Here is a 15,265-nt window from a genome sequence, read left to right as displayed (position 1 = left end):
CCGCCGACCCCGAGGAGGTTCCCCGATGTCCCACCCGACCCCCACCCCCACGGCGAAGCGACCGGATCCACGGATCACGGCACTGCGGCGCTTCGCGCTGTCCATCACCGTCTTCAACATCGCCGGGCACCTGATCCTCGGCTTCGAGCAGGCGTACCTCACCCCGATCGTGGCGGTCCTCGCCGCGTACGCGCTGGACCTGACGCTGGAGACGGTGGAGGCGCGGGCGACCGCCCGCCCGCCGCGGTACCGGGGCGGGCCGGTGGCGCTCGTCGACTTCCTGCTGCCCGCGCACATCGCCGGCCTGGCCTGCGCCATGCTGCTCTACGGCAACCAGAGCCTGGCGCCCACCGTGTTCGCCGTCTCGGTGGCGGTCGGCAGCAAGTACCTCATCCGGCTGCCGGTCCGCGGCCGGATGCGGCACGTGCTCAACCCGAGCAACTTCGGCATCAGCGTCACGCTGATCCTGTTCAGCTGGGTGAGCATCGCCCCGCCGTACCACTTCAGCGAGAACGTCGACGGGCCGGTCGACGTGGCCATCCCGCTGGTGATCCTGGCCGCCGGCACCATGCTCAACGGGAAGCTGACCCGCCGGCTGCCGCTGATCCTCGGCTGGGTGGGCGGCTTCCTGCTCCAGGCGGTGCTGCGCGCGGTGTTCTTCGACGCCCACCTGGCCGCCGCGCTGCTGCCGATGACCGGGATCGCGTTCATCCTCTTCACCAACTACATGATCACCGACCCGGGCACCACCCCGACCGCCCCGCGTCGGCAGGTCCTCTTCGGCCTGGCCACCGCCGCCGTCTACGGGCTGCTGGTGCTCGCGCACATCACCTTCGGCCTCTTCTTCGCGCTGGTGATCGTGTGCGGCCTGCGGGCGCTGGTGATCCTCGGCGCCTACCTGCGCGACCTCGACCGCGGCGCCGCCGAGCCGCGACCCGGCCCGCTTCCCGAGCCCCGGCCGGTCGAGACCGCGCCGGTCGAGGTGGCCGGGCTGCCGGTGCGTTCCGCCGCCCGTACCGCCGGCTGACCGCAACCCTCCGTTCGAGCAAGGAGACCGTGATGGTCGACGACGACGTGGTGATCGTGGGTCTGGCCTGCCGGTACCCGGCAGCGGAGAACCCGGCCCGGCTGTGGGACAACGTCCTCAACCGACGGCAGGCGTTCCGCCCGATGCCCCCCGGCCGGCTGCCGTTGACCGAGTACGGCGGCGACGACCCCGACCGGACCACCATCCGGCAGGCCGCCGTGCTGGACGGCTGGCACTTCGACCGGGCCCGCTTCCGGATCCCCGGCAGCACCTTCCGGGCCGTCGACCTGTCCCACTGGCTGGCCCTGGAGACCGCCGCCGACGCCCTGGCCGACGCCGGCCTGCCCGAGGGCGCCGGCACCGACCGCAACCGGGTCGGCGTCGTCATCGGCAACTCGTTGACCGGGGAGTTCTCCCGCGCCGCCGCGCTGCGGATCCGGTGGCCGTACGTCCGCCGGGCGGTGGCCGCCGGCCTCGGCGACGCCGACGTGCCGGCCGGCACCGTGGCGGCCGTCCTGGAACGGATCGAGGAGCGGTTCAAGGCACCGTTCCCGGTGCCCGGGGACGAGACCCTGGCCGGCGCGCTGTCCAACACCATCGCCGGCCGCATCTGCAACCAGTTCGACTTCCACGGCACCGGCTACACGGTCGACGGCGCGTGCGCCTCGTCGCTGCTGGCGGTGATCAGCGCGGCGGAGGCGGTGGCGGCGGGCCAGCTCGACGTGGCGCTGGCCGGCGGCGTGGACCTGAGCCTGGACCCGTTGGAGCTGGTCGGCTTCTCCCGGGTCGGCGCGCTGGCCGGCGACGAGATGCGGGTGTACGACGCCCGGCCGACCGGGTTCCTGCCCGGCGAGGGCTGCGGCGTGGTGGTGCTCACCCGCGCCGGGTACGCGCTGGAGCACGGCCTGCGCCCGTACGGGCGGCTGCTCGGGTGGGCGCAGTCCTCGGACGGCAGTGGCGGGCTGACCCGCCCGGAGGAGAGCGGCCAGCGACTCGCGCTGCGCCGCGCCTACCTGCGGGCCGGCATCGAGCCCGGCGCGGTGCGGCTGGTCGAGGGGCACGGCACCGGCACCGCCGTCGGCGACGAGGCGGAACTGCGGGCGCTGCTGGGCGTCCGCGGCCCGGACGCGCCGCCCGCGGTCCTGGGCACCGTCAAGGCCAACATCGGCCACACCAAGGCGGCGGCCGGCGTGGCCGGACTGATCAAGGCGACGCTCGCGGTGCACCGCGAGGTGCTGCCGCCGACCACCGGCTGCCGGCAGCCCCATCCGCTGCTCGCCGACGCCGGCACGCTGCGCGTCACCGACTCGGCCCGACCCTGGCCGGGCGGCGAGCGGTACGCGTCGGTCAGCGCGATGGGCTTCGGCGGCATCAACACCCACGTGGTGCTCGGCGGGATGTCCCCGGCGCCGTCCCGCCCGCTCAGCACGCACGTCCGGCGGTTGAGCCGGCCCCACCCCGACCACGAGCTGGTGGTCTGCGGCGCGCCGGACGCGACCGCCCTGACCGGGCTGCTCACCCGGATCCGGTCCGCCGCCACCGCGCTGTCCCGCCCGGAGCTGACCGACCTCGCCGCGACGCTGGCCGCTACCCACCACGGCGACGCCCCGGCCCGCTTCGCCGCCGCCGTCCGGAACGCCGACGGTCTCGTCGCCGCCGTCGACCGGGCGCTCGCGCACCTGGCCGACGGCGATCGGCGCCTCCTCGACCCGGACCACCGGGTGTTCCTGGTGGTCGGCGACGCGCTGCGGGTCGGGCTGCTCTTCCCTGGCCAGGGCGCGCCGGTGCACCCCGACCGGGGTGCCCTCGGGCACCTGCTCGACGACGCCGAGGAGACCACCGTGGCGTTGCCGGCGCCGGCCGAGCCGGTCGACACCGCGGTGGCGCAGCCGGCCGTCGTCGCCGGCAGCCTCGCCGGGCTCCGCTGGCTGCGGCGGCTCGACGTCCGGGCGGTCGGCGCGGTCGGGCACAGCCTGGGCGAGCTCACCGCGCTCAGGTGGGCCGGCGCGCTGGACGCCGACGACACGCTGGCCCTGGCCCGGGCCCGGGGAGCGGCCATGTCCGCGGCCACCGACGAGCCCTCCGGGATGGTGTCGCTGCGGGCCCCGCTGGCCGTCGCCGCCGAGGTGGCCGCCCGGACCGGCGCCGTGGTGGCGGCGGACAACGGCGACCGGCACGTGGTGCTGGCCGGCCCCCGGCCGGCGCTGGACCGGGTCAGCGCCGACGCGGCCCGGGCCGGGATCGAGGTCACCCCGCTGGCCGTGTCGCACGCGTTCCACTCCCCGCTGATGGCGCCGGCCGCCGACGCGCTGCGGGACGCGGCCGGGCGGGTGCGCTGGCAGCGCCCGCAGCGGCCGGTGGCGTCCACGGTGACCGGTCACTGGTGGGGCGACGAGGACCCGGTCGAGACGCTGGTCGAGCAGCTCACCCGACCGGTCCGGTTCCGGGAGGCGCTCGGCCGGCTCGACGCCGACCTGCTGGTCGAGGTCGGCCCGGGACGGATGCTCGGCACGCTGGCGACCGCCGCCGGGCGTACCGCCGTCAGCCTCGACGTCGGCGCGGCCGACGCGGCCGGCGTCGCCGCCGGCACCGCGGCGCTCTTCGCGGCCGGCGCGGTGGACGACGTGACGGCCTTCTTCGCCCGTCGCTTCACCCGCCCGTTCGACCTGGACCGGGAGCGGTCGTTCCTGGTCAACCCGTGCGAGCGGGACGCGCCGCGGGTGGCCCTGCCGGTGGCCCGCACCGCGCCGCCGTCCCCGTCGCCCCGACCGGTCCCGCCGACCGCGGCGGACGAGCAGGACACCGCCGGGCTGGTCGTCGCGCGGGTGGCGCAGCTCGCCGAGCTGCCCCCGGCCGAGGTCGGGCCGGACACCCGACTCCTCGCCGACCTGCACCTCAACTCCATCCGGGTGGGCCAACTCGCCGCCGAGATCGCCGGCGAACTGGGCCGGGCGCTGCCCGCCACCCCGCTGTCGCTGGCCGGCGCCACCATCGGCGAGTTCGCCGCCGCGCTCGACGGGCTGCCGGCGGCGGACGGTGCCGCCGCCGAACTGCCCGCCGCCGGGGTCGGGCCGTGGGTACGCGTGTTCAGCCACCATCTCGCGCCCCGCCCCGCGCCCGCCGTGGCGGCGACCCGGACGGCGTGGGAGGTGGTCGCGCCGGTCGCCGGGCATCCGCACCTGGACGCCGTGCGGACGGCGTTCCGGGACGGCGCCGACGCCCCGGCCGGCCGGGTGCTCGTGCTGCCGCCGGGCCTCACCCTGCCCACCGGCGCCGAGCTGGTCGCCGTGCTGCACGCCGCGGTGGCGGACCACCGGCCGCTGGTGATCCTGCACCACGGCGGGCTCGGCGCGGCCCTCGGCCGGAGCCTGGCGGTGGAGTCCGAGGCGCCGGTGCTCGTGGTGGAGACGCCGCCCGACCCGCACGGGGTGCGCCTCGCCGCCACCGAGGCGTCCCGGCCGTGGACGGGCTACCGGGAGGTGGTGTACGGCGCCGACGGGGTGCGTACCGTACCGGTCACCCGGCTGCTCGACGGCGAGCCCCGGCCGGATCGGCGCACCCCGCTGCGGCCGGGCGAGGTGTGCCTGGTGACCGGCGGCGCGAAGGGCATCGGCGCGGCCTGCGCGGCGGTGCTCGGCGAGGCCACCGGCGCCCGGATGGTGCTGTTCGGCCGCAGCCCGGCGGACGATCCGCAGGTGCGGGCCGCGGTCGAGCGGACCGGCGCGACCTACCGCCAGGTGGACCTGACGGACCGGGCGGCGCTGGTCGAGGCCGTCGCCGCGATCCGCGCCGAGCACGGTCCGGTGCGTGGCCTGCTGCACGCGGCCGGCCGCAACGAGCCGGCCCCGATCACCGAACTGACCCCGGCGGAGCTGGACCGCACGCTGGCGCCGAAGGCGTACGGCTTCGACCACCTGGTGGACGCGCTGGACCTGACGGAGCTGCGGTTCGCGGTCGCGTTCGGGTCGGTGATCGGCCGGACCGGGCTGCCCGGGGAGACCGCGTACGCGACCGCGAACGAGTACCTCTCCCGGCGGTGCGCGGAACTCGCCGCCGCGGTCCCACAGGTGCGGTGGCTGAGCATCGAGTGGTCGGTCTGGTCCGGCACCGGGATGGGCGTCCGCCTCGGCGTGCTGGACGGGCTGCTGCGTCGCGGCGTCAGCCCGATCCCGCCCGACGAGGGCACCCGGCTGCTGCTGGAGCTGCTGGCCACACCGGCGTTGCCGCCGGTGGTGCTGGTCGCCGGCCGGCTGCCGGCCGGGAACACCCTGGAGTGGGAGGAGTGCGCCGACGAGCAGGGCCGGTTCCTGGAGCGCCGGCTGGTCGGCACGCCCGGCGTCGAGCTGGTCAGCGAGGCCCGGCTGTCCCTGGGCGCCGACCCGTACCTCGACGACCACCGCATCGACGGCGCGGCGGTGCTGCCGGCGGTGCTCGGGCTGGAGGCGATGGCCCAGGCGGCCGCCGCGCTCGGCGCGAAGCAGGTGCCGACCGTGATCCGGGACGTGACGCTGACCCGGCCGGTGACGGTCGGCGACCGGACGCCGCGCCCGATCCGGGTGGCCGCGCTGACCGGCCCGGAGGGCACCGTCCGGGCCGCGGTGCGCAGCGCGGAGACCGACTTCGCGGTCGACCACCTCACCGGCGTGTACGGCGGCGCGATCGATCCGGGCGACCCGGTGCCGGCGGCGCCGGCCGGGCTGCTGGTGCCCGGCCGGCCGCTCTACGGTCCGGCGTTCTTCCACGGGCCACGGTTCCGCCGGGTGGCCGGCTACCACGGTCTCAGCGCCTACCGGTGCGCGGCCGAGGTGCACGCCTCGCACGACGCCTGGTTCGGCGGGTTCCACGACCAGCGGCTGCAACTGGGGGACCCGGGTGCGCGGGACGCCTTCCTGCACCTGCTCCAGGCCTGCGTGCCGGACCGGCGGGTGCTCCCGGTCGGGGTGGACCGGATCGACGTGCACGCCCGCCCGGAGGGTGTGTTGACGGTGCACGCGCGGCAGGTCGCCGAGGCGGACGACGAGTTCCGGTTCGACCTGGTCGCCATCGACCCGGACGGCTCCCCGGTGGAGCGCTGGACCGGGTTGCGGCTGCGCGCGGTCGGGCCGCTGGACAACGCGGTGTGGCCGGTCGAGCTGGTCGCCCCGTTGGTGACCCGCCGGTTGCGCCGCTGGCGGCCGGCGCTGCGGATCGACCTGGCCGCCGCGCCGGCCGGCCGGGACGACCGGGACCGGGGCCGCGGGCTGGCCGGCTGGCTGCTCGACAGGGCGGTGGTCGGCGACGCGGTCGGCCGGCCCCGGCCGGCCGGCCGGGACGGGCGCGGCGTCAGCGTCAGCCACCTCGACGGGCACGTGCTGACCGCGGTGGCGGACCGGCCGGTCGGGGTGGACTGGGAACCGGTCGGGCCGGAGCCACCGCTGTCCGGCCCGGCGGCCCGGGTGGCCGCCGCGGTGGCCGGGCTCACCGGCGAGGACGCGGCCACCGCCGGCGCCCGGGTGTGGACCGCGTCGGAGGCGGTGACGAAGGCCGGCGGGGCCCTGGACGCGCCGCTGGTGCTGCGCGACGAGACCGGTCCGGACGGCTTCGTGGCGCTGCGGTCGGGCCGGTACACGGTCTACGGGACGGTCGTGCCGACCCCGGTCGGGCCGGTCGCGGTGAGCCTGGCGGTGGCCGACGACGGCGACGGGGAGGCGTGAGGCGATGCCGCGCAGCTACGTCCACCGGCACGTGGTGACGTTCGACGAGACGAACCTCGTGGGCAACGTGTACTTCGCCCACTACCTGCACTGGCAGGGACACTGCCGGGAGCACTTCCTGGCCGAGCACGCGCCCGGCGTGGTGGGCGCGCTCGCCGACGGCTTGGCGCTGGTGACCGTCGACTGCCACGCCGACTTCTACGCCGAGGGGAACGCCTTCGACGAGATCGAGGTGCGGATGACGCTGGACCGGCTCGACGGCCCCCGGATCGCGATGTCCTTCGACTACGTCCGGACCCGGCCGGGGCCACCGGGTCTGCTGGCCCAGGGCCGGCAGACGGTGGCGTGCATGCGCCGGGGCGCGCACGGTCTGGAGCCGGTCGAGGTGCCGTCCGAGCTGCGCGAGGCGCTCAGCCGGTACGCGGGGGTGGCGCGGTGACCGTCGGCGTCCTGGGCCGGGGCCGGATGGGCGGCGCGTTCGCCGCCGCGCTCCGGCAGGCCGGCGTTCCGGTCGTGCCGGTGCCCGGCCGGGCCGATCCGTGCCGGGTGGCCCGGTTGCTCGACCCCGCCGCCGTGGTGGTGCTGGCGGTGCCGTTCCCCGCCGCGGTGGACTTCCTGCGCGGCCCGGCGGGCGGGCGGGGCCGGGGCCGCACGCTCGTCGACCCGACGAACCCGGTGTTCGGCGACCCGCCGCCGCCGGCCGGCCGCTCCGGCGGGGAACTGCTGGCCGACCTGGCCGCCGAGGTGGGCGGCGAGGCGGGGTGGCGGGTGGTGAAGGCGTTCAACACCGTGCCGGCCGGGATGCTGAGCCGGTGCCGGCTGAACGGGCTGCCGGTGTCGCTGCCGGTCGCGACCGATCACGGCAGCGCGCTGCGGGACGTGTTCGCGCTGGCCCGGGCGCTGGGCTTCGACCCGCTCGAGGTCGGCGGCATCCGCGCCGCCGCGCACCTGGAGGCGCTGACCGGGCTGCTGATGGCGATCAGCGACCGGCAGGGGATGCGCGGCCGGGTGTCGATCCACATCGGCGTGCCGGGCGACGACCGGAGCGTGCGGGAGCCGGCATGTCGGGCCGGCTGACCGGCTCAGCCGGCCGGCGTTCCGGCCAGCCCCAGCAACCGCAGGCAGCGGGACATCGCGGCCGGCGGCCCGGCGACCTGCACCGCCCCGGACAGCACCGCCTCCAGCGGGTCCAGCCGCCGCGCCCCGAGCTGGAAGAACGTCACCGCGTCGGTCTTCACCTGGAGCGTCGGCTCCACGGCGGGGGACGGATGCAGTACCGCCCGCCCCTCCTCGACCACCACGTGGAACTGTTCGCCGTCGACGTCGAAGCCGTACACCTCGTCGACGCCGGGCGTCCGGCTGCCGTCCAGCAGCGCGTCGGTGGCCAGGATCGCCCAGGCCGGCCGCGCCACCGACGCGGCGGGCGGCGGCTGGTGGGCGGCGTACGTGAGGCCGAACCGGGCCAGGCTGAGCACCGGCTCGCGCATCCGTTCGCCCAACTCGGTGAGCGCGTAGCCCGCGGTCCGCCGGTGCGCGTCGAGTGGCCGGACCAGCCCCGCTTCGACGAGGAAGCCGAGCCGGTCGGCCAGCAGGTTGGTGCCGATTCCTTGCAAAGCATCGAGGAGTTCGCCGTAGCGGCGGGGCCGGATCAGCAGCTCCCGGACGATCAACAGCGTCCACCGCTCGCCGAGAACGTCCAGCGCATAGGCCAGACCGCACTGCTGGTCGTAGGTGCGTCGATCCTTCAGCTGCCCCATCCCGCACTCCCTCGTGGGCGTCCCGTTCCCTTCACTATTCCATGGCTCCAGCTTCAGGGAGGATCGTCAATGACCACGCTCGTCAATCCCACAGGCAATCGCCCGCTCACCCGGGGCCGCCACCCGGTCGCCGCGGTGGTGGCCGTGGCCGGGGGTCTGCTGCTCGCCATGCTCTGGTCGTTCGAGCTGGTCGATCACGTGATCGGTGACTCGGTCGCCAACTCCGTGCTCGGCACCGACGCCAAGCAGACCGTGATCGGCGGGTCCGCGGCCGGCGCCCTGTTCGCGTTCGTCTCCGGCTTCGCCGGCACGTTCACCGCCTGCAACATCGCCGTGTTCGGCGCGCTGCCGGACGTCGCCGGCCGGGCCGACGGACCACGCCGGGGCCGGGTCGCCGCCGTGCTGGCGCCGCTGGGCTGGCTGGCGGTCGGACTGGTGTCGGTGGCCGCGGTGTACGGCTTCGTGGCCGTGCTGATCGGGTCCCGGCTCCCCCAGCTCTCCACCGCCACCGTCGGCTCCGGTTTCCCGGTCCGGCTGGTGCAGGCGTCAGTGGTGTTCGGGCTGATCGGGCTCGCGTTCGCCGCGCTCGGCCTGGCGGCGCTGGGGCTGCTCCCCGACCCGTTCGCCGGCCGGCCCACGGCCCGACTGGTGACGCTGGGCGCCCTGGTCGGCGGCTTCCTGGTGGGGCGGCCGTACCCGCTGTTCCACAAGCTGCTGGAGCAGGCCGTGGACAGTCACAACCCGTTCTACGGCGCGCTGGCGCTCGTCCTCCAGTCGCTGGGCAACATCCTGGTCATGGCCGTGCTGGCGCTGCTGCTGGTGCTGGGCACGCGCGGCGGCGTACAGCGGTGGTTGTCCCGGCCCGGCCGGGCCGCCCTGCTGGTCGGCGTCGCGCTGCTGGTGCTCGGCGCGTTCCTGGTCTTCTACTGGGACGTGCGGCTGCCCGCGCGGTTCGGTTACGGCTGGTTCCCGACCATGCCCTGGAACGCCTGATGCCCCACGTCGTCCCCGTCGCACCCGTCGGCCGCGGCCAGCGCGACGGTGCGCAGCAGCCGGTAGCGGGGGCCGTCCGAGCCGGGCCCCGGATCCAGCAGGGACTCGCCGGCCAGCCGGTCGAGCACGTCGCTCACCTCACCGGCCGGGACGATGCCGGCGCAGCGCGCGACCGCCTCGTCGAGGGAGAAGTGCCGGTCCCCCTCGCCCAGCCGGGCCAGGCACGCCCGGTCGGCCGGACGCAGTGGGGCCAGGCTGCGGCGCAGCGCCGAGGTGAGCGACCGGTGGTGCCGCGGGTGTCCCCGCCGCTGCGGTCGCAACAGGTCGAGCGGATCGGCGACCCGCCGGAGCACGCCGTCGAGACTGTCGGTGTAGAGGCAGGCGGCGGCGAGTTCCAGGGCCAGCGGCAGCCCGTCCAGGTCGCGGCAGATCCGGGCCACGGTCGGCGCGTCGGCCGGCGACAGGCGGAAGCCGGGACGGACCAGCCGGGCCCGGTCGACGAAGAGGCGCACCGCCGGGTTCGCGGACAGCGCGTCCGCGTCCTCCGGCCCCGGCACCGGCAGGGGGCCGAGCCGGAACACCGCCTCGCGGGGCAGGCCGAGCCGGCGGCGGGAGGTGACCAGCATGGCCGTCCGGGGGCAGCGGTGCAGCGCGTGCTCGACCATCTCCCCGGCGCGGGCGCCCAGGTGCTCGACGTCGTTGAGCACCAGCAGCATCCGGCGCTCTCCCACGGCGTGCAGCGGATCGGCGGCGGCGGCCAGCTCCAGCGTCTCGGCGAGCAGGCGCAGCACCGCGCCGCAGTCCGGGGCCTCGGCCGCGTCCACGGTGGCGACGCCGTCCGGGAACGCGGCGGCGACCCGTTCGGCGACCGCCAGCCCGGTGGCGGACTTGCCGCAGCCGGCCGGGCCGACGATCGTCACGTGCCGGTGCGCCACCAGCAGCGTGGCGCAGTGGGCGACCTCGGCGTCGCGGCCGATCAGCGGTCCGATGGCCGGCCCCGGCCCGCGCCAGCCGGGCAGCCGTCCGGTAGGCGGCCGGGCCGGGGTGCCCGGCTCCGTCGGCGCCGGTTCGTCCCCGGCGCGCAGCAGCGCGGCGTGCATGCGACGCAGTTCCGGCCCGGGCTCCACGCCCAGCTCGGCCCGGAGCCGGGTCCGGACCTCGAGGTAGTGGTGCACGGCGGCGGCCCGCTGGCCGCTGCGGGCGAGCACCTCCAGGTAGCGGGCCTGCACCGCCTCCTGCAACGGCTCGGCGGCGGCGAGCCGCTCGACCACCGGCAGCACCTGCGAGGGCTGGCCCAGGGCGATCGCCACCGAGGCGTGCAGCAGGCCCGCCTCCACCCAGTCGCCGCGCAGCGCGGTGACGTGGCGCGGACTGGCCAGCAGGCCGGCCAGGTCGGCGAGCGTCGGGTCCTGCCACAGGTCGAGCGCGGTGGCGAGCAGCTCGAACGCGTCGTCGAGCGCGCCGGCCGCCCGCCGGCTGCGGGCCCGGCCGAGCAACTCCCGGAACAGGGACGCGTCGACGTCCTCCGGGGGCACGTCGAGCCGGTAGCCACCCGGCACCGAGGCGATGACGTTGGTGCGGGCCCGCGGCGCGGTGTCGGGCTCCAGCACCTGGCGCAGCCGGGCCACGTACGTCCGGATGAGGTGTTCGCCGCTGTTCGGCGCATCGTCGCCCCAGAGCGCCTCGGTGAGCGCGCCCAGCAGGACCGGCTGTCGGGGGTGCAGGGCGAGGTAGCCCAGGACCGCGCGTTGCCGGGAGGGACCCAACGGGATCTCCACCGTGCCGCGGAGCGCGGCGACCGGGCCCAGCACCTTGATCCGGACAGTGTCCACGGCAGCGGCCATGTACGCCTCCCCCCACCGGAAGGCTAGGCGATCAATAGAAACCTGTCCATGACGGAGTGCCACCCACGGGTAACCCACCGCACACAATTTCATCCCTGCGTACAGGAGGCGTCGATGCTCCCGGAGAAGCCCCTCCCCGGCGACCCGTCCGCCGGTCTCCCCCGTACCATTCCCCGACCGTCCCGCCTGGCGATGGCGCTGCGTGGCGGATACGTCCTGGCCAGCACCGTCGCCCACCTGGTGCCGGCGGCGGCCGGCGCCGCGCTGCTGCGGCCCGTGCGGGGCCGGGCCGCCGCCGGGCGCTTCTTCTACCGGCGGCTGGTGCGGCATCTCCAGCGGCTGGGACCGGCACCGGTCAAGTTCGGTCAGATCATGGGCACCCGGCGGGACATCCTGCCGCCCCTGCTCTGCGACGAACTGGGCCGGCTGCACGACCGCGTCCGGCCGATGACCCGGCGCGAGCTGCGCCGCGCGGTGGCCGAGGCGTACGGCGGGTCGACCGACCGGCTGTTCGCCCGGATCGACCCGGCGGCGCGCGGCAGCGGCAGCATCGCCGGCGTCCACCACGCCGTGCTGGCCGACGGCCGCGAGGTGGCGCTGAAGCTCCAGCGTCCGGGCATCCGCCGCCGGATGGAACTCGACCTGGCGCTCATCCGCGCGGCGGCCGAGCTGGGTGAGAAGCTGCCGCCGGGCCGGGGCGTGCCGCTCGGCGAGCTGACCGGCTTCGTCTGCGCGGCCGTGCTCGGGCAGCTCGACTTCGCCACCGAGCGGGTCAACCTGACCGAGCTGCGGCGCAACTTCGCCGAGTCGGACCACGTCTGGATCCCGGAGGTGCTGCCCGAGCTGTGCCGGCCGACGTGCCTGGCCATGGAGTTCATCCCGGACCTGGTCGCCCGGCCGGTCGCCGAGATCGACCCGGCCCGCCGGCCCCGGTTGGCCGCCCGGACCGTCAGCGCCGTCTACCAGATGCTGTTCCTGGACGGCTTCGTCCACTGTGACCTGCACCCGGGCAACGTCTACTTCAAGGGCCCCCGGGTGGTCGTGCTGGACGCCGGTTTCAGTGTCCGGCTCGACCCGATCGTCCGGCGGCAGTTCGCCGACTTCTTCCTCGGCCTGGCGCTCGGCCGGGGCCGGCAGTGCGGCGAGGTGGTGGTGGACAGCGCGCTGCGGGTGGCCCCGGACGCGGACGTCGCGGGCTTCGTCGACCGCGTCGCCGACCTGGTCCGGCGCAACACCGGGGTGCCGGCGAAGGAGTTCCAGCTCACCCGGTTCGGCACCGAGCTGTTCACCCTGCAACGGGACTTCGGCCTCTACGCCGCCTCGGAGTTCGTCTTCCCGCTGCTGTCCCTGCTGGTGATCGAGGGGACGGTCCGCGACCTCGACCCCGACATCGACTTCCAGGCCGCGGCGCGGCCGATGCTGCTGCGCGCCGCCGCCGCCACCGCCCATCTCGCCCCCCAGCGGCGAGCGGGCTGACCGTTCCGCACCGATCCGAGGAGGACACCGTGACCGATCGACCGCGTACCCGACTGCTGTCCCGACTCAACGGCCGCTGGCACCGCACCGCCGTGATGCTGTTCATGCTGATCGTGCTCGGGCACTGGGCCGAACACATCGCGCAGGCCGTGCAGATCTGGGGCCTCGGCTGGCCGGTGCCGAAGGCCCGCGGCGTGCTGGGCATGCCGTTCCCCTGGCTGATCAGCTCGGAGTGGCTGCACTACGGCTACGCGCTGGTCATGCTCGTCGGCCTCTGGCTGCTGCGCCCCGGCTTCACCGGCCGCGCCCGCACCTGGTGGACGGTGGCGCTGGCCATCCAGTTCTGGCACCACGTCGAGCACCTGTTGCTGCTGGTACAGGCGCAGACCGGGGCGCACCTGGCCGGCCGGCCGGTGCCGACCAGCGTGCTCCAGCTGTGGTTCCCCCGCGTCCAGCTGCACCTGTTCTACAACGCGGTGGTGTTCCTGCCGATGGTGGTGGCCATGTACCACTACCTGCGCGACACCGACCGCCGGCCCGCCACGCCGGCCGACCGGGACGACCCGGCCCGGGTGGCGGCGTGACCGCAGCGGACGGCCGCCGGGGCGGGGCGTGGCGCCGCGTCCCGGCGGCGTTGGTGCTGCTGGTCGGCCTGGTGCTGCTGCTCCGGCCGCTGTTCCGGGTGCCGGACCAGCCGGTGGTGGTGGCGCGGCCGGGCAACGGCGCGGTACTGGCCGCCGCGCCCGCCGAGGTGGCGCTGGCGTTCCCCACGCGGCCGCTGCGGGACGACGCGCACGTCACGGTCACCACGCCGGCCGGGCAGCGGGTCGACCGGGCGCCCGCGGTGGTCGACGGCGACCGGGTACGCGCGCCGCTGCCCCCGCTCGCCGACGGCTGGTACGTGGTGGCGTACCACGTGACGCTCGCCGACGGCGCCGAGCCCAGCGACGCGTACGCGTTCGCTGTCGGTCGGCCGGTCGGGCCGCCGCCCCGGGTCGGCACCGGCGCGGTGGCCGACCCGCACGCGGGGCACTCCGGGCCCCCGGATCCGCTGACCACCGTGGCGCTGGCCGCGAACGTGGTGGTGCTCGTCGTCCTCGGCTTCCGGCTGTGGCGGCACCGGCGCCGGCGGCGGGCCTGATGGGCGCCCGCCGCCGTCCGAGTGGCCTACCGGCTCCAGCCGTGCGGGCCGGCGTCCACCCGCTGGCCGTTGCCGGTCCCGTTCAGGTCGGCCGGCAACTCCAGGCCACCTCCGGTGGGCGCGGCACCCGGGCCGCCGGGGCCGCCCGGCTCACCGAAGGCACGCTGGCAGAGCATCGCCGCGCGACCGAACGCGCCCACCCAGTAGCCGGTGAGGATGCGGCGCTCGTCGAGCGGCGGCCCGCCGGCGCTGAGCACCTCCCAGTTCGAGTGGAAGACCTGCAGGATGCTGCCGCCCAGCCCGGTCGGCTCGATCCAGAGGTGGCCGGCCAGTTGGCCCGACCAGCCCGGACGGTCCACTGTGAACTCCAGCCGGGGCAGGTAGGAGGGAAACTGCTGGTACGCCTCGACGTGCCGGGTCACGGTGATCGTGGCGACCCCGCTCGCGTCGCCGAGGATGAGACCGACCTCACCGCCGGCCTCGAGGCTGCCGCTGGTGCGGCTGAGCCAGAACTGGGTGGCCTGGGTGGAGGTGAGCAGCGACCACACCTCGAAGGTGCTGCCGGGCAGCTCGGTCTGCACGTACGGGCCCATCCGGCGCCACGGCCAGCGCCACGGCGTGCCGGTGCGCAGGTAGTCGGCGAGCTGGTCGAGGATCCCGGGCCAGCCCATCCCGTTCCAGGACCGCCAGTCCGACGGCGGGTTGACCGCCTCCTCGACGACGGTGACCTGGGTGCCGTGGCCGGTGGCGGCCAGCTCCCAGGTGACCTGGGTGGCCGGTCCGATGCCGACCCATCGCCAGAGGTAGGTCAGCTTCCCCTGGCCGCCGGAGGCCGGTTCCCGCACCTCGCGGATCCGGCAGAGGAAGAACTCGCCGTCCTCGAAGTCCAGGATCGCCTCGCCGTCGGTGGTGGCCCAGCCGCCACGGACGACCGCGAGCCACTGGGCGACCTGCTCGGGGTCGGTGAGCGCGGCCCAGACCCGGTCGGCCGGCGCGGGGATCTGGATCTGGCTGACCAGCCGCTCCCAGCGGTCCTGGGCCAGCGGGTAGCCGCCGTTGCGGTGCAGCAGCGGGAAGTCGTCGGGCTCGACCCCGGTGAAGCCGGGTCGGGCCTCCAGCCGGGGAGCGGGAGTGCTCCGGTCGTGCACGGGCATGCCTACCTCCGGGTGTGGTCGCGCCAGCGGATGACCGCGGCCGGCCCGCGAGGGGCCCCGGGCCGGCCGCGCCGGGGGGGGGGGGGCGGCCCCGGCCGCCCCCCCCCCCCCCCCGGGGGGGCGGGCCCCACCGGGGCGGGGGGCGGCCCCCCGGGGCCCCCCCCGCGGCGGGGGTCCGCG

At 76.3% G+C, this 15,265-nt stretch carries 11 protein-coding genes; 8 read left to right on the top strand and 3 right to left on the bottom strand.

The genetic code is table 11. From position 1 onward, the window contains the following. Nucleotides 1-25 precede the first annotated feature (25 nt). From ACH495_RS11580 to ACH495_RS11565, 4 genes are read left to right on the top strand one after another with little or no spacing between them, the layout of a single operon-like run. Nucleotides 26-1,027 (top strand): enediyne biosynthesis protein UnbU, encoded by a 1,002-nt coding sequence (locus ACH495_RS11580; protein WP_396857647.1) that lies wholly within the window; start codon nucleotides 26-28, stop codon nucleotides 1,025-1,027. 32 nt (nucleotides 1,028-1,059) lie between these two features. After that, complete coding sequence (locus ACH495_RS11575) at nucleotides 1,060-6,720, top strand: SDR family NAD(P)-dependent oxidoreductase (protein WP_396857646.1); 5,661 nt, start codon at nucleotides 1,060-1,062, stop codon at nucleotides 6,718-6,720. Nucleotides 6,721-6,724: 4 nt separating this feature from the next. Next, nucleotides 6,725-7,159 carry an acyl-CoA thioesterase gene (locus tag ACH495_RS11570; RefSeq protein WP_396857645.1) on the top strand — a complete coding sequence of 145 codons (435 nt, stop codon included), beginning with the start codon at nucleotides 6,725-6,727 and terminating at the stop codon, nucleotides 7,157-7,159. Beyond that, nucleotides 7,156-7,797 carry an NADPH-dependent F420 reductase gene (locus ACH495_RS11565; protein ID WP_396857644.1) on the top strand — a complete coding sequence of 214 codons (642 nt, stop codon included), beginning with the start codon at nucleotides 7,156-7,158 and terminating at the stop codon, nucleotides 7,795-7,797. The genes ACH495_RS11570 and ACH495_RS11565 overlap by 4 nt, the downstream gene beginning before the upstream one ends. 5 nt (nucleotides 7,798-7,802) lie before the next feature. Here ACH495_RS11565 and ACH495_RS11560 read toward each other — a convergent pair whose 3' ends face one another. Continuing rightward, the gene (locus ACH495_RS11560) at nucleotides 7,803-8,477 is read right to left on the bottom strand and encodes a winged helix-turn-helix transcriptional regulator (RefSeq protein ID WP_396857643.1); all 675 of its coding nucleotides are present in this window, start codon (nucleotides 8,475-8,477) and stop codon (nucleotides 7,803-7,805) included. 69 nt (nucleotides 8,478-8,546) lie between these two features. Here ACH495_RS11560 and ACH495_RS11555 point away from each other — a divergent pair, with 69 nt between their 5' ends. Beyond that, entirely contained in the window at nucleotides 8,547-9,470 is a 924-nt protein-coding gene (locus tag ACH495_RS11555; RefSeq protein WP_396857642.1) for a hypothetical protein, read from the top strand. Here the strand turns inward: ACH495_RS11555 and ACH495_RS11550 are convergent. Beyond that, nucleotides 9,434-11,314 carry an AfsR/SARP family transcriptional regulator gene (locus tag ACH495_RS11550; RefSeq protein WP_396857641.1) on the bottom strand — a complete coding sequence of 627 codons (1,881 nt, stop codon included), beginning with the start codon at nucleotides 11,312-11,314 and terminating at the stop codon, nucleotides 9,434-9,436. The genes ACH495_RS11555 and ACH495_RS11550 overlap by 37 nt on opposite strands. Before the next feature lie 114 nt (nucleotides 11,315-11,428). Between ACH495_RS11550 and ACH495_RS11545 the strand changes: the two genes are divergently transcribed. Genes ACH495_RS11545 through ACH495_RS11535 form a run of 3 tightly spaced genes read left to right on the top strand, consistent with a single transcriptional unit; the run spans nucleotide 11,429 to nucleotide 13,931 of the window. After that, complete coding sequence (locus ACH495_RS11545; RefSeq protein WP_396857640.1) at nucleotides 11,429-12,790, top strand: ABC1 kinase family protein; 1,362 nt, start codon at nucleotides 11,429-11,431, stop codon at nucleotides 12,788-12,790. 29 nt (nucleotides 12,791-12,819) lie between these two features. Then, nucleotides 12,820-13,374, top strand: a complete 555-nt coding sequence (locus ACH495_RS11540; protein ID WP_396857639.1) for a hypothetical protein — start codon at nucleotides 12,820-12,822, stop codon at nucleotides 13,372-13,374. Further along, the gene (locus ACH495_RS11535; RefSeq protein ID WP_396857638.1) at nucleotides 13,371-13,931 is read left to right on the top strand and encodes a copper resistance protein CopC; all 561 of its coding nucleotides are present in this window, start codon (nucleotides 13,371-13,373) and stop codon (nucleotides 13,929-13,931) included. Before ACH495_RS11540 ends, ACH495_RS11535 begins: the two co-directional genes overlap by 4 nt. A gap of 26 nt (nucleotides 13,932-13,957) precedes the next feature. On the opposite strand, the gene ACH495_RS11530 is transcribed toward ACH495_RS11535, so the two are convergent. Further along, entirely contained in the window at nucleotides 13,958-15,085 is a 1,128-nt protein-coding gene (locus ACH495_RS11530) for an SRPBCC domain-containing protein (protein WP_396857637.1), read from the bottom strand. Nucleotides 15,086-15,265 lie beyond the last annotated feature (180 nt).

Source organism: Micromonospora sp. NPDC018662 (assembly GCF_044391475.1).
GTDB lineage: Bacteria > Actinomycetota > Actinomycetes > Mycobacteriales > Micromonosporaceae > Micromonospora.
The sequence above is the reverse complement of the archived record's forward strand: the minus strand, read 5'-3'. Positions and strand labels throughout refer to the sequence as shown.